The organism is Geodermatophilus sp. SYSU D00703 (genome assembly GCF_054050155.1).
Genome location: NZ_JBJGYU010000001.1, coordinates 377,891 through 391,506, shown reverse-complemented (window position 1 = coordinate 391,506; position 13,616 = coordinate 377,891). Strand labels below are relative to the sequence as shown.

16 protein-coding genes are annotated in these 13,616 nt (G+C 74.0%); all 16 read left to right on the top strand.

What is annotated here, in order from left to right; all coding sequences use genetic code 11:
• Positions 1–280: 280 nt before the first annotated feature.
• The 16 genes from flgB to ACI782_RS01855 all read left to right on the top strand — a co-directional run bounded on the left by flgB (position 281) and on the right by ACI782_RS01855 (position 13,465).
• Positions 281–628 (top strand): flagellar basal body rod protein FlgB, encoded by a 348-nt coding sequence (gene flgB, locus ACI782_RS01930; protein WP_456905516.1) that lies wholly within the window; start codon positions 281–283, stop codon positions 626–628.
• Entirely contained in the window at positions 625–1,035 is a 411-nt protein-coding gene (locus ACI782_RS01925) for a flagellar basal body rod protein FlgC (protein WP_456905514.1), read from the top strand. The genes flgB and ACI782_RS01925 overlap by 4 nt, the downstream gene beginning before the upstream one ends.
• The gene (gene fliE, locus ACI782_RS01920) at positions 1,032–1,358 is read left to right on the top strand and encodes a flagellar hook-basal body complex protein FliE (protein ID WP_456905512.1); all 327 of its coding nucleotides are present in this window, start codon (positions 1,032–1,034) and stop codon (positions 1,356–1,358) included. Before ACI782_RS01925 ends, fliE begins: the two co-directional genes overlap by 4 nt.
• Positions 1,358–2,944: a flagellar basal-body MS-ring/collar protein FliF gene (gene fliF, locus ACI782_RS01915; RefSeq protein ID WP_456905510.1), complete on the top strand. Its 1,587-nt coding sequence runs from the start codon at positions 1,358–1,360 to the stop codon at positions 2,942–2,944. Before fliE ends, fliF begins: the two co-directional genes overlap by 1 nt.
• Entirely contained in the window at positions 2,941–4,029 is a 1,089-nt protein-coding gene (gene fliG / locus ACI782_RS01910; RefSeq protein WP_456905509.1) for a flagellar motor switch protein FliG, read from the top strand. The genes fliF and fliG overlap by 4 nt, the downstream gene beginning before the upstream one ends.
• Positions 4,030–4,093: 64 nt before the next feature.
• Positions 4,094–4,873 carry a FliH/SctL family protein gene (locus ACI782_RS01905; protein WP_456905507.1) on the top strand — a complete coding sequence of 260 codons (780 nt, stop codon included), beginning with the start codon at positions 4,094–4,096 and terminating at the stop codon, positions 4,871–4,873.
• A 73-nt stretch (positions 4,874–4,946) separates the two neighbouring features.
• Positions 4,947–6,251, top strand: coding sequence for a FliI/YscN family ATPase (locus tag ACI782_RS01900; RefSeq protein ID WP_456905505.1), 1,305 nt, complete (start codon positions 4,947–4,949; stop codon positions 6,249–6,251).
• 46 nt (positions 6,252–6,297) lie between these two features.
• Positions 6,298–6,750 carry a flagellar export protein FliJ gene (locus ACI782_RS01895; RefSeq protein ID WP_456905503.1) on the top strand — a complete coding sequence of 151 codons (453 nt, stop codon included), beginning with the start codon at positions 6,298–6,300 and terminating at the stop codon, positions 6,748–6,750.
• On the top strand, positions 6,738–7,685 hold the full coding sequence (locus tag ACI782_RS01890; protein WP_456905501.1) for a transglycosylase SLT domain-containing protein: 948 nt from the start codon (positions 6,738–6,740) through the stop codon (positions 7,683–7,685). Before ACI782_RS01895 ends, ACI782_RS01890 begins: the two co-directional genes overlap by 13 nt.
• Entirely contained in the window at positions 7,682–8,986 is a 1,305-nt protein-coding gene (locus tag ACI782_RS01885) for a flagellar hook-length control protein FliK (RefSeq protein WP_456905499.1), read from the top strand. Before ACI782_RS01890 ends, ACI782_RS01885 begins: the two co-directional genes overlap by 4 nt.
• Positions 8,987–9,002: 16 nt before the next feature.
• Positions 9,003–9,416: a flagellar hook assembly protein FlgD gene (locus tag ACI782_RS01880; RefSeq protein WP_456905497.1), complete on the top strand. Its 414-nt coding sequence runs from the start codon at positions 9,003–9,005 to the stop codon at positions 9,414–9,416.
• An 80-nt stretch (positions 9,417–9,496) separates the two neighbouring features.
• A complete protein-coding gene (locus tag ACI782_RS01875; protein ID WP_456905495.1) occupies positions 9,497–10,714 on the top strand; it encodes a flagellar hook protein FlgE in 1,218 nt (405 codons plus the stop codon).
• A gap of 321 nt (positions 10,715–11,035) precedes the next feature.
• Positions 11,036–11,320 carry a flagellar FlbD family protein gene (locus ACI782_RS01870; RefSeq protein ID WP_456905493.1) on the top strand — a complete coding sequence of 95 codons (285 nt, stop codon included), beginning with the start codon at positions 11,036–11,038 and terminating at the stop codon, positions 11,318–11,320.
• Between the two features lie 3 nt (positions 11,321–11,323).
• Complete coding sequence (locus ACI782_RS01865; RefSeq protein ID WP_456905491.1) at positions 11,324–12,094, top strand: motility protein A; 771 nt, start codon at positions 11,324–11,326, stop codon at positions 12,092–12,094.
• Complete coding sequence (locus tag ACI782_RS01860; protein WP_456905489.1) at positions 12,091–12,996, top strand: flagellar motor protein MotB; 906 nt, start codon at positions 12,091–12,093, stop codon at positions 12,994–12,996. Before ACI782_RS01865 ends, ACI782_RS01860 begins: the two co-directional genes overlap by 4 nt.
• Positions 12,989–13,465 carry a flagellar basal body-associated FliL family protein gene (locus ACI782_RS01855; RefSeq protein WP_456905487.1) on the top strand — a complete coding sequence of 159 codons (477 nt, stop codon included), beginning with the start codon at positions 12,989–12,991 and terminating at the stop codon, positions 13,463–13,465. The genes ACI782_RS01860 and ACI782_RS01855 overlap by 8 nt, the downstream gene beginning before the upstream one ends.
• The last annotated feature ends 151 nt before the right edge of the window (positions 13,466–13,616 follow it).

Here is a 13,616-nt window from a genome sequence, read left to right as displayed (position 1 = left end):
GACGGGGGGCTCCGGCGTTCCCGGGCCGGCGTTCCCGGTCCGGCGTCCCGGGCCGCTCACGTCCCGTCGTCACACCCGCCTCGTCCACCCCGTCCGCCGACTCCGGCCACTCCCGTGGTGGCCACCCGGTCAAGACCGGCCTCGGGGACGCCGATGGAGGGGGAGCACGGACAGCACCACCTTCGCCACGGATCGGCGGCCCCTCACTCGCTCGCGAGTGTCTCCTGCGTACCCGGAGGCCGATCGTGTCCTGCTGCCCTGCCCGCGTGGCGGTCACCCGATGATCGGCGACGTCACCACGACGACGCTGCACGCCGCCCTCTCCGGGCTGGCCCAGCGGCAGCGCGTCACCACGGACAACATCGCCAACGTCAACACCCCGGGCTTCCTGGCCGGCCGCGTCGACTTCGAGTCGAGCCTGCGCAGCCAGCTCCGCAGCGGGCAGACCCCGACGGTCGGCGGCGGCACCGTGGCCCGCTCGCTGGAACCGACGAACACGAACGGGAACAACGTGAACCTCGACAGCGAGACGGTCATCGCCACCGAGACCGGCCTGCGCTACCAGCTGGCCCTCAACGCGCTCGACGGCAAGTACAGCGTCCTCCGCACGGCCCTGCGGACGGCGTGACGCCGGTGTTCGACAGCATCAGCGTCGCCGGTTCCGGCCTGCTCGCCCACCGCAAGTGGCTCGACGCCGTCTCGGACAACATCTCCAACATCAACACGGTGACCAGCACCGACGAGGACGCCTTCCAGGAGCGGTTCGTCGTCGCCCAGGCCGTGGACTACGGCTCCGGTGAGGGCGGCGTCCGCGTGGCCCGGGCCGAGTTCGGCAGCGCCGAGGGCCGGCTGGTCCACGAGCCGGACAACCCCCTCGCCGACGCCGAGGGCTACGTCCGGTACCCCGACATCGACCTCGGTGAGCAGATGACCAACCTGATCATGGCCCAGCGCGGCTACCAGGCGAACCTCGCGACCATGGAGCGGGCGACGAACGCCTACCAGGCCGCCCTGCAGCTCGGGAAGGGCTCATGACCTCGCCCATCGGGGGCATCTCGTTCCCCACCCACTCCATCCCGGCGATCGGCGAGGTCACCGCGGCCGCGGAGCCGACCGCCGGCACGTCGGCGATCTCCGGCGCCGGGTTCGCCGACGTCCTGACCTCGGCGCTGGACCAGGTGCGGTCGGCGCAGTCGGCGTCGGACGCGCTGGCCACCCAGGCCGCCACCGGCGACCTGCGCGACGTGCACGACTACATGATCGCCGCGAACGAGGCGAAGCTCGCGACCGACATGGTCGTGACCATCAAGAACAAGGCCGTTGAGGCCTTCACCGAGATCATGAGGATGCCGGTCTGATGCCGGCCGCCCTCGCCGGACCGCTCGGGCGCCTGCGTTCCATGCTGTCCACGATCAGCCTCGGGCAGAAGGTCGTCATCGGCCTCCTGGTCGTCGGGTTGCTCCTCGGCGGCTTCTTCTTCTACCGGTGGATCACCACGCCGACGTACGCCCCGCTGTTCTCCAACCTGGCCTCGACCGACGCCTCGGCGATCGTCGACGAGCTCAACGCCGCCGGCGTCGCCTACGAGCTCGCCGACGGCGGCGCGACGATCATGGTGCCGAACGAGCAGGTCTACGACCTGCGGCTGTCGATGAGCGGCAAGGGCCTGCCCGCCGGCAACGACACCGGGTACGCGCTGCTCGAGGAGCAGGGCATCACCACGAGCGAGTTCCAGCAGCAGGTCTCCTACCAGCGCGCCCTGGAGGGCGAGCTGGCCAAGACCCTCGAGGCGCTGGACGGCGTCCGCACCGCCGTGGTGCACGTCGCCCTGCCCGAGGACGAGGTCTTCGTCTCCGACGAGAAGGAGCCCACCGCGTCGGTGCTCCTGGACCTCGCCCCCGGCACCGAGATCGCCGGTGAACAGATCCAGGCCGTCACCAACCTGGTCTCCTCCAGCATCGAGGGGATGGAGCCCGACCAGGTCACCGTCGCCGACTCCTCCGGCGCGGTGCTCTCGGCCCCCGGCCAGGGCGTGACGACCGCCGCCGGCGACGCCCGGTCGCAGCTCGAGCAGGAGTACGAGGCCCGGCTGTCCAGCAACGCGCAGGTCATCCTCGACCGCGTCCTCGGCCCCGGCAACGCCCAGGTCTCGGTGCGTGCCGACCTCGACCTGAGCCAGCGCGACACGACGTCGAAGACCTACACCTACGAGGACGGCACCCCGCCCATCTCGGAGAGCACCACGACCGAGGAGTACCGCGGCTCCGGCGCCACGGTCGGTGGGGTGCTGGGCCCGGAGAACACCGCGGACGCCGGCGGCGACGGCGACTCGGCCTACGACAAGGAGTCCACGACCTCGAACAACGCCGTCGGCGAGACCGTCGAGACGGTCACCGGAGCGCCGGGGGCCATCAACCGGCTCACCGTCTCGGTGGTCATGGACCAGACGGTCGCGGGCAACCTCAACCAGAACCAGGTCCAGGACCTCATCGGCAACGCGGTCGGACTCGACCCGGCGCGCGGGGACGACATCACCGTCGCCTCCATGGCCTTCGACACGACCGCCGCCGACCAGGCCGCGGCTGAGCTGGAGGCCGCGCAGGAGGCCGAGAAGCAGGCCCAGATGTGGTCGATGATCAAGACCGGTGGCATCGCGCTCGGGATCGCCCTGCTGCTGCTCGTCGTCTGGCTGCGGTCGCGCCGCAGGCAGGACGTCGAGGAGGAGTACGAGCCGCTGGAGCTCCCCGACGACGTGATGGCCGAGCTCGACCGGATCCGCATCGAGAGCACGCGGGACGTCGCGGTCGACAACGTCCAGGCCGAGCTCGAGGCGGCCGAGCGCGCGCGGGTGCGCGGGGAGATCGCCTCCATGGTGAGCGAGAAGCCCGACGAGGTCGCGGCCATGCTCCGCGGCTGGCTGAGCGAGAGCGGGAGCAAGGCATGACCCTCGCGAGCGTGGAGCAGATGGTCGGCATCGCGGCGCCGGCCGCCGCCCAGACCGCCGTCCTCCCCGCGGTGCGGCAGCGCCCGGACATGCCGGGGATCCGCAAGGCCGCCGTCTTCATCGCGCAGCTGTCGAAGGAGGAGGCCGGCTCGCTGCTGGCCAAGATGCGGCCGCGCGAGGTCGAGCAGATCACCCGCGAGCTGATGAAGCTGGGCACGGTCGAGGCCGAGGACGTCGACGGCGTCCTCGAGGAGTTCCACCACCTCATGACCGCGCAGCGGTTCGTGGGCCGCGGCGGCGTCGACTTCGCGCGCGAGATCCTCGCCGCGGGGCTGGGCGAGGAGAAGGCCGACGGCATCCTGTCCCGGCTCAACGTCGTCTACACCGAGGTGCCCTTCGCCTCGCTGCGCAACGTCGACGTCCGCCAGCTGGTCACCTTCCTCAAGGACGAGCACCCGCAGACCATCGCGCTCGTGCTGGCCCACCTCACGCCGGCGCAGTCGGCCGAGGTGCTGTCCGGGTTCTCCCCCGAGCAGCAGGCCGCCGTCGCCCACCGGATCGCCACCATGGACCGCACCACGCCGGAGATGGTCCGGCTGGTGGAGGAGGAGCTCGGCCGGCGGATGGGCTCGCTGCTGGCGCACCAGGACATGAGCACCGTCGGCGGCGTCGAGACGCTCGTGGAGATCATCAACCGCTCGCCGCGGCCGACGGAGCGGTCGATCCTCGAGTGGCTCGACGGCACCGACCCCGAGCTCGCCGAGCAGGTCCGGGCGCAGATGTTCGTCTTCGAGGACATCGTCACCATCGACGACCGCTCGCTGCAGCTGGTGCTGCGCGAGGTGGAGGCCAACGACCTGGCCACCGCCCTCAAGGGCGTGCGCCCCGACGTCCGGGACAAGGTGGTGCGCAACCTCTCCGAGCGCGCCGCGGAGAACCTCGCCGAGGAGATCGAGCTGCTGGGCCCGGTCCGGACCCGCACGGTCGAGGAGGCCCAGGGCAAGGTCGTCGGCGTCATCCGCACGCTGGAGGAGCAGGGCGTCCTGACCATCTCGCGCGGCGGCGACGATGACTTCGTCGCGTGAGCAGGGACCCCGTCCAGGGGACAGCGGGAGCATCGCAGCGGACCGCGGCGCGGAGCCGCGCCAGATGACACGGCCTGAGGCCGCGGCCCCCGGCAGTCCGGCCGCGCCGGGGCGCCGGGCCACCCGCGAGTCGGCGCTGCTGCGCGGCGACACGGCGGCCAAGCCGGCGCCCTACACGCGGGCCATCCCGGTGCAGCCGACCGCCGAGCGGCGGACGACGATCCGCCGCGCCGCGGACATGCCGGTCCCGGGCAACCGGACGTCGTTCCGGCTCGGCGACGTCTACGCCGAGGAGCTGGCGCGGCTGCGCGAGCACGCCCGGCGCGAGGGCTACGCGGCCGGCCACGCCGAGGGCCTGCAGGCGGCGGAGAGCGTCGTCGCCGAGGCCGAGCGGGCCGCCGAGGAGCGGCTGGCCGAGGTGCAGGCCCGGTGGGAGCGGCGGCTGGTCTCGGCCACCGCGGCGCTCGGCGCGGCGGTCGGCCAGCTGGAGCAGGCCGCGCTGCCGGTGGCCGAGGACGTCCGTGACTCGGTCATCTCGATCGTGCTCACGCTCGTCGAGGACCTCCTGTGCCGGGAGCTCGCGATCGCCGACTCCCCCGCGCTGGACGCCGTGCGGCGCGCGCTGACCCTGTGCCCCGCCGACGCGCCCGTGGTCGTCCGGCTGCACCCCGACGACCTGCGGGAGATCCCGGCCGAGGCGCTGGCCGAGCTGCCGAACACCGTCCGCGTCGTGGGCGACGTCGCGGTCGAGCGGGCCGGTGCGATCGCCGAGACCGGCCCCTCCCGGGTCGACGCCCAGCTGGGCACCGCGTTGCAGCGGGTCCGGACGGTGCTGGCGCCGTGAGGGAGCTCACGAGCTCCCGCATGGACACAGGACGGCCCGGCACGGGGCCGACGGGCGCCAGCGAGGAGGACGCGTGACGGTCGGACTGCTCGACCGCGCCCGTGCCGCGGCCCGCCCGGAGCTCACCGGGCAGGTCGTGGGGGCCATGGGCCTGACCCTCTCGGTGGAGGGCATCGTCGCCTCCGTCGGCGACCTGGTGGAGGTCAACCCCGGTCCCCGCGGGCTGCTCGGCGAGGTCGTGGCCGTCACCCGCGACCGGCTGACCTGCATGCCGCTCGGCGAGCTGTCCGGGGTGCACGCCGGCGCCCCGGTGCGTGCCACCGGGATGCCGCTGCAGGTGCCGGTCGGCGAGGCGCTGCTGGGCCGGGTGCTCGACGGCCTCGGCCGGCCCGTGGACGGCGGCCCGCCGCTGGACGCCGGGCTGGAGTTCGTCGACCTGGCCAGCGAGACCCCGCACCCGCTGACCCGCGCCCGGGTGGCCGAGCCGCTCACCTCCGGCGTCCGGGTCCTCGACACGATGGTGTCGATCGGCAAGGGACAGCGCCTGGGCATCTTCGCCGGCTCCGGCGTGGGCAAGTCCACGCTGCTGTCCCAGATCACCCGCGGCACCGACGCCGACGTGCGGGTCATCGGCCTGATCGGCGAGCGTGGCCGCGAGGTCAAGGAGTTCCTGGAGGAGAACCTCGGCCCCGAGGGCATGGCCCGCACCGTCGTCGTGGTCGCCACCTCCGACGAGCCCCCGCTGGTGCGGCTCAAGGCCGCGTTCGTCGCCACGCGCATCGCCGAGGGCTTCCGCGACCAGGGCCGCGACGTCCTGCTGCTCATGGACTCCATCACCCGGACGGCGATGGCCCAGCGCGAGGTCGGGCTCTCCGCCGGGGAGCCGCCGGCGACCCGGGGCTACCCGCCGAGCGTGTTCGCCATGATGCCGCGGCTGCTGGAGAAGGCCGGCACGGCCGCCGCCGGGTCCATCACCGGGCTCTACACCGTGCTCGTCGACGGCGACGACCACAACGAGCCGATCGCCGACACCGCCCGCTCGATACTCGACGGGCACGTCGTGCTCACCCGCAAGCTGGCCACCGCGGGGCACTTCCCGGCCATCGACGTCCTCGAGTCGATCTCCCGCGTCGCCACGGCGGTCGTCCCGCCGGCGCAGATGGCCGACGCCCGCGAGGTCCGGCGGCTGATGGGGGCGCTGCGGGACGTCAAGGAGCTCATCGAGATCGGCGCCTACCAGGCCGGCACCGACCCCCTGGTCGACCGCGCCCGGCAGCTCGCCCCGGCGATCGAGTCGTTCCTCCAGCAGCCCACCGGTGAGCTGACGCCGGCGGCGGAGTCGTGGGCCTGGCTGAACCGGATCGTCCGGTCGGCGTGACCGAGCTCGCGAGGTCGCGGAGGAGGCACGGCACGGGGAGCCCGGCGTGAAGCGGGCCGCCTTCCGGCTGCAGCCGGTCCTGGAGCTGCGCCGCACCGAGGAGCGGGCTGCCGCCATGGCGGCCGCGGAGGCGGCGCGCGCGGCGGCGGAGGCCGACCGGCGGGCCACCGAGGCCGAGGCCGCGCTGGCCTCGGTCGTCCCCACGGGGCCCACGAGCCCCGGCGCGTTCCGCGCCGCGATGACCCTCGCGCGGGTGGCGGCGGAGGACGCGGCGTCGGCCCGCGCGCTGGCCACCGCCTCCGCCGAGCAGGCCGAGCTGGTCCGCCGGACCTGGACGGCGGCCGCCCAGCGGACCAAGGGGCTGGAGCGGTTGCGGGAACGGCACCTGCAGACGGTTCGACTGGCCGAGCAGGCTGCCGAGGAGAGGACCGTGGACGACCTCGTCACCCGCCGCTCCGGCCGCCGCGCCCCCGCCGGGGAGGTGCCGTGGACGGACTGATCCAGGTGCACGCCCGGATCAGCGAGATCCAGGCTCGCTTCGCGATGCCGGTCCGCACGTCGACCAGCGCCGCGTGGGCGACGGCGGCGAGCGCGGCGGGCCTCACCGGCACGACCGCGACGACGGCGACCGCGGCCGGCACCGCGTCGGCGGCCTCCGAGCAGGCCGTCGTGGCGCAGGCGCGGAGGTACCTCGGCGTCCCCTACCTGTGGGGCGGCACCGACCCGGCGAAGGGCCTGGACTGCTCGGGCCTCGTGCAGCGGGTCTACCGCGACCTCGGCATCGATCTGCCGCGCACCTCCTCCCAGCAGGCCACCGCCGGCACCGCCGTCGCCTCGCTGGACGACGCCCGCCCGGGCGACCTGGTGTTCTTCGACCACTCGTCCCGGCCCGGCATCGACCACGTGGGCATCTACATCGGGAACGGCAAGATGATCGCCGCGCCGCAGGCCGGGGAGACGGTGAAGGTGCAGTCGGTCGGCGACCCGGCCGTCATCCGCCGGGTGCTGCCCACGCAGGCCCCCGCCACCGGGTCCGCGTCCGGCGGCTCGCTGGCCGGCGTCCCCTACGCGAACCTCTTCACCGCGGCCGGCGCCCGGCACGGCGTCGACCCCGCACTGCTCGCGGCGGTGGCGTCGCAGGAGTCGGGCTTCGACGCCTCGGCGGTCTCGCCGGCCGGCGCGCAGGGCCTCATGCAGTTCATGCCGGCGACCGCGCAGGGCCTCGGCGTCGACGCGTTCGACCCCGCGTCGGCCGTGGACGGCGCCGCCCGCTACCTGAGCCAGCTCACCGACCAGTTCGGCTCGACCGAGCTGGCCCTGGCCGCCTACAACGCCGGGCCGGGGACGGTCCGCCGCCACGACGGCATCCCGCCCTATCCCGAGACCCAGGACTACGTCCGCTCCGTGATGAGCAAGGCGGGGGCCTACCGATGACGGCACCTGTTGGAACGGCGGCTCCGCTGCCCCCCGCCCCGGCCGCGGCGTCCGCCGCGTCGCCGGGCGGGGGCGAGCGGTTCGCCTCCGCCCTCGACGACGCGGTGGCCGGTGGCCGGGGCCGCGCCCCCGGGCAGGCCGCGGCCGGCGAGGCCGACACCACCACGGAACCCACGGAGGCCGGCGCGGGGACGACCACGCCCGAGGAGCAGGCACCGGCCGACCCCCCGGTGCTGCCCGCCGGCATGCCGCCGGGCCTGTGGGCGCTGCTGACCGGCCTCGGTCCCACGGCACCCGGCGTCGGGACGGCGGACGGCCAGGCGGCGGGGACCTCCGCCGTCGCCGAGGTCGCCGCGCCCGCGGGCGGAGCCGGTGCGGTCGCCGTCACCGCTGCCGCTGTCGCTGCCGCTGTCGTCGCCGCACCCTCGGACGTGCCGGCCACTGCCGCGGCGCCGGCCCCCGGCCTGCCGGAGGCCGCGCTGCCCGGTGCCGCGCCCTCCGGGGCACCGGCGGCCACCGAGCCCGTCGCCGTCGCGGCTCCCGGGCTCCCGGCCGCGCCGGCAGCGACCGCCGGGACGACCGCGGACGCCCTCCCGCTGCCGTCCCTGGTCGTCGTCGGCGCCGGCGGCGATCCGGCGGATCCGGCGACCGGCGGGCCGTCGCTCCCGGCCCCGCCGACGCCCCTCCCCCAGGCTCCCGCCGACGAGGCGGCCGGGCCGGTCGCCGCCCCCGCGGAGCAGGACGGTGCCGCACCGGCCCCGGCGACCGCCGGCCCAGCCACGGCCCCGGCCGGCGCCCCTGCCCCGGCGAGCGCGCCGGCCGCCCCCGTCCCGAGCACGGGCGGCGCCGCTCCGGCTGCGCCCGTCCACGCGCAGGTCGCCCAGCACGTCGCCGTCCTGCGCAACGGCCCCGACGGCACGCACACCATGACCGTCGTCCTCACCCCGGAGGTCCTCGGCACGGTCGAGGTGCAGGTCACCCTGACCAACGGCGCGGTCGACCTGACCCTGCGCGGCGCGACAGAGGCCGGCCGGGCCGCCCTGCTCGACGCGCTGCCCGACCTGCGCCGCGACCTGCAGAGCGCCGGCCTCACGTGCACCAACGCCTCGGTCGACCGGGACTCCGGCACCGGCTGGACCACCGCCCAGCAGCACGCCGGCAGCGACCGGACCGGCCAACAGGGCGCCCCCGACGGCCGCGGCCGCCCCTGGCTGCGCACCTCCGACGGGGACGGCGGCCGCCCGGCCACCGTTCCGCCTGCCACGACCACCGCCGCGTCCGGCCTGGACGTCCGGGTCTGAGAGGAGTCGAACGACCATGACCGATCCCATCGGCGGGCTGACCACCACGCCCGCGACCACGTCGGTGACCCGCACCGACCAGATGGACAAGGACGTGTTCCTCAAGCTGCTGGTCGCGCAGATGCGCTACCAGGACCCCGGCAACCCGGCCAGCACGACCGAGTTCATGGCCCAGACGGCGACCTTCACCCAGGTCGAGAAGCTCGAGCAGCTGGCCACCCAGAACGCCGAGCTGCTCACGCTGCAGCGCTCGCTGAGCGCCGGCGCGCTCGTCGGCCACCAGGTCAGCTACACCGCCGAGGACGGCACCACGGTGACCGGCACGGTCAGCTCGGTGCGCTTCCCCAGCGACGAGGAGCCCTCGGCCGTCGTCGGCGGGGTCTCCGTCCCGCTCGGCCGGCTCACCGAGGTGGCGCTGCCGCAGAGCTGACGCCGGCCCGCCGCCGACCCCGACCCTCCGCCCCTGACGCCGCTGCCCGGCGTCCCGCCCCGACCGAGGAGCTCCTCCCCATGCTGCGTTCCATGTTCTCCGCGATCTCCGGTCTGCGTGCCCACCAGACCAAGCTCGACGTGACCGGCAACAACATCGCCAACGTCAACACCGTCGGCTTCAAGGGCAGCCAGACCGTCTTCCAGGACACCCTGTCCCAGGTGCTGAGCAACGGCGGCGCCCCCACCGCCGAGCGGGGCGGCACCAACCCCGCCCAGGTCGGCCTCGGCGTCAAGGTCGCCGGCGTCACCACCAACTTCGGGCAGGGCTCGACCCAGAACACCGGGCGGGCCACCGACTTCCTGATCAGCGGCGACGGCTTCTTCGTGACCAAGGCCGGCAACGAGCAGACCTACACGCGGGCCGGCTCGTTCAGCTTCGACGGCAGCGGCAAGCTGGTCACCCCCGACGGCTCCGTGCTGCAGGGCTGGATGGCCCGCCCCGACGGCACGGTGGACACCAACGGCGCCATCGGCGACCTGTCGGTGCCCTACGGCCAGGTGATGCCGCCGAAGGCCACCACCGAGGGCGGCCTCCGCGGCAACCTCTCCACCACCACGGCGGACGGCGCGGGCCTGCAGTCGCAGATCACCGTGTACGACTCGCTCGGCGAGGCGCGGCAGATCAGCCTGTCCTTCACGAAGGTCGCCGGAGTCGACAACCGGTGGACCGTCGCGGTGACCGACCAGGGCGGTGGTCCCCTCGGCAGCGCGACGCTGGACTTCGACCCGGACACCGGTCAGCTGCCCACCGGCACCTCGATCAGCTTCACCCCGTCCGGCGACAGCTGGCCCGGGGCGATCACCGTCGACCTCCAGGGGATCAGCCAGTTCGGCTCGGCCAGCTCCCTGGTCCCGACCGACCAGGACGGCTACGCCCCCGGCACCCTGCAGTCGTTCTCGCTGAGCGCCGACGGCACCATCGTCGGGGTCTACTCCAACAGCCTGCGCCAGAGCATCGGCCAGCTGGCCCTGGCCACCTTCGCCAACCCCGCCGGCCTGGAGAAGGCGGGCAACTCCTCGTTCCGGGTGGGCAACAACTCCGGTACCGCCGTCGTCGGGCGGGCCGGGGCCGGCGGCGCGGGCACGCTCACCGCGGGTGCGCTGGAGATGTCCAACGTCGACCTCGCCGAGGAGTTCACCGGCCTGATCGTCGCCCAGCGCGGCTTCCAGGCGAACAGCCGCGTGATCACCAGCTCCGACGAGGTGCTGCAGGACCTGGTCAACCTCAAGCGCTAGTTCGTCGGCCCCCCTGTCGGGCCCGGCCGCGAGCTTGCGAGCGACGGGGGGCAGGCGGGTCCTTCAACTCTCTGCCCCCCGCAGAGAGGCCGTCCCGGCACGTCGCCCCGCGGCCCGGTCCCTCCTCCGAGGGGCCGGGCCGTCGTGCGTGCGGGGCCGCTCGTCCCGTCCGTCACACCGTTCCCGCAGCTCACCCCAGGGGGTGAGGCGCCGGGTTCGGCTCAAGCCGGGTCGCCGCGACGCCGATGACAACTCACAGCCGGGCAGCGACGCCGCGTGCCGCCGCCCTCCCCTCCCCGACCGATCCGTGAGGACCATCCCGTGATCCGTGTGACGCGCCTGAACGGAGAGCGGTTCGCGCTCAACCCCGACCTCGTCGAGCGGGTCGAGGGCCACCCCGACACCGTCGTGTTCCTCGTCGACGGGACGAAGTACGTCGTGGCGGAGAGCGTCGACGACGTCCTCGACGAGATCCGCGAGTACCGCGCGAGCATCCTCGCCACCGCATACGAGATGGACCGCGGCACCTACCGCTCCTCGTCCCGTACCGGGGAGAGCGACGGGAGCGCCTCCGTCGTCCCCTTCCCTGCCCGCGAGGAGCGCTGACCCGTGGATCCGGCCACTCTCATCGGGTTCGTCGTCTCGCTGGTCGCCCTCCTGGTCTTCATGGTCCTGGAGGGCTCCGACCCGACCTCGCTGCTCTTCCTCCCCGCCATCGTCCTGGTCATCGTCGCCACCTTCGGCGCGGCGATGTCCAGCCAGACGATGGCCGACCTCAAGAAGATGCCCGCCTGGTTCAAGATGGCCGTGATGCCGGCCAAGGTGCCGCCGGCCACCGAGCAGATCCAGACGCTGGTGAGCCTCGCCGAGAAGGCCCGCAAGGAGGGCCTGCTCGCGCTCGAGGCCCAGGTCAAGGCCATCGAGGACCCGTTCCTCAAGCGCGGCCTGCAGATGGGCATCGACGGCACCGACCCGGAGCAGCTGCGCGCCGTCCTCGAGAGCGAGATCGCCGCCAAGAAGGCGGAGGACAAGGTCGCCGCCAAGTTCATGAACGCCATGGGCGGCTACGCCCCGACCATCGGCATCGTCGGCTGCATCGTCGGCCTGATGAACGTCATGGCCAACCTCAGCAACCCCGAGGCGCTCGGCCCGATGATCGCCTCGGCGTTCGTCGCCACCCTGTGGGGCGTCATGGCCGCCAACTTCTGGTTCCTGCCGATGGGCGCCAAGATCCTGCGGGTCAGCGAGCTGCAGGCCGCGCAGATGGAGATGCTCGTCGAGGGCATCGCCGAGATCCAGGCCGGCACCAGCCCGCGCGCGGTCCGCCAGAAGCTGATCTCCCTCGTGCCGCCCAGTGAGGCCGCCAAGGAGGCTGCATGAGCTCCGGCGGCCACGGCCGTCGCCGGGGGAAGGAGCACGAGGAGGAGGAGCACGAGAACCACGAGCGGTGGATGGTGTCCTACGCGGACATGCTGACGCTGCTGTTCGTGCTCTTCGTGGTGCTCTTCGCGATGAGCCAGGTGGACAAGGAGAAGTTCGCCGCCCTGGCCAAGGGCCTGTCGGAGAGCTTCGGCGGACCCATCGCGGTGCAGCCCGGACCGACGCCGGAGGGCTCGGTGCTCGACGGTCTGCCCGGCGCGGTCGACATCGCCTCGGCGCTCGCCCCCGACCGGACCGTCGACCAGGCCGAGGTCGACGCCGCCGCCGCGCAGGCCGCGCTCGCCGAGTCACAGCGGGTCGCGGCCGAGGCGCAGGCCGAGTACGACGAGCTCGACGCCGCCCGGGACCGGATCGAGTCGGCGCTGCGGATGTCCGGCCACGAGGGCGCCGCCCGCTTCGAGATCGACGAGCGGGGCCTGGTCGTGCACATCGTCGCCGACCAGGTCCTCTTCGACGCCGAGGAGGCCGTGCTGCGGCCCGGCGGGCGGCAGATCCTCGACGCGGTCGCCCCCACCCTGCGCGCCCTGCCCAACCAGCTGGGCGTCGAGGGCCACGCCAACCACCTGCCGGTCACCGCGGGCGGGCCGTGGCCGTCGAACTGGGAGCTGTCGGCGTACCGCGCGACGACCGTCGTCCGGCACCTGGCCGGGGACGGCGTCCCGCAGGAGCGGATGGTCGCCAACGGCTACTCCGACACCCGGCCGCTGGTGCCCGAGACCGACCCGGACGCGGTCACCGTCAACCGCCGCGTCGACGTGGTGGTCCTGTCCGACGCCTCCGCGGAGGCCAACGAGTTGCTGCCCGGCCTGGACGCCGGATCCCAGGAGGAGACCCATGGCTGAGAAGACCAAGAAGACCGAGGAGACGCCCGAGGACGGCGAGGCCAAGGGCGGCGGCAGGAAGAAGCTGCTGGTCATCGGCGTGATGGCGGTGCTCGCCCTCGCCGGCGCGGCGTACTTCTCCCTCTTCGCGGGCAGCGGTGAGGCCGCGGCCGAGGAACCGGTGGCCGGGGAGGTCCTCCCGCTGGAGTCGATCGCGGTCAACCTCGCCGGCGGCGGCTACCTCAAGGTCGGCATCGCGCTGCAGCTCACCGAGGCGGCCGCGAGCGGTGGCCACGGGGGCGCGAGCGTCGACGGCTCCAAGGCCCTGGACCTGGTGATCGCCACCTACTCCCAGGCCCAGCCCGCTGACGTGACCGGCGCCCGGGACGCGCTCAAGGAGGCCCTCGAGCACAAGATCGTCGAGGCCTACACCGAGGACGGCCACGAGATGGTCATGGGCGTCTACCTCACCGAGTACGTCACGCAGTGACCCCGGGGGCGGCCCCGTCCGGCTCGACTCCGCGCCTCGTGTGAGGACCCCGCCGCCCCCCACCGCTCGTAGGAGGACCCCGGCCTCCCCGCCCCTCGCGAGCTCGGGGCGGGACTCGGGACGAGGCCAGGGACGCTGCAGCGCGGCCGCG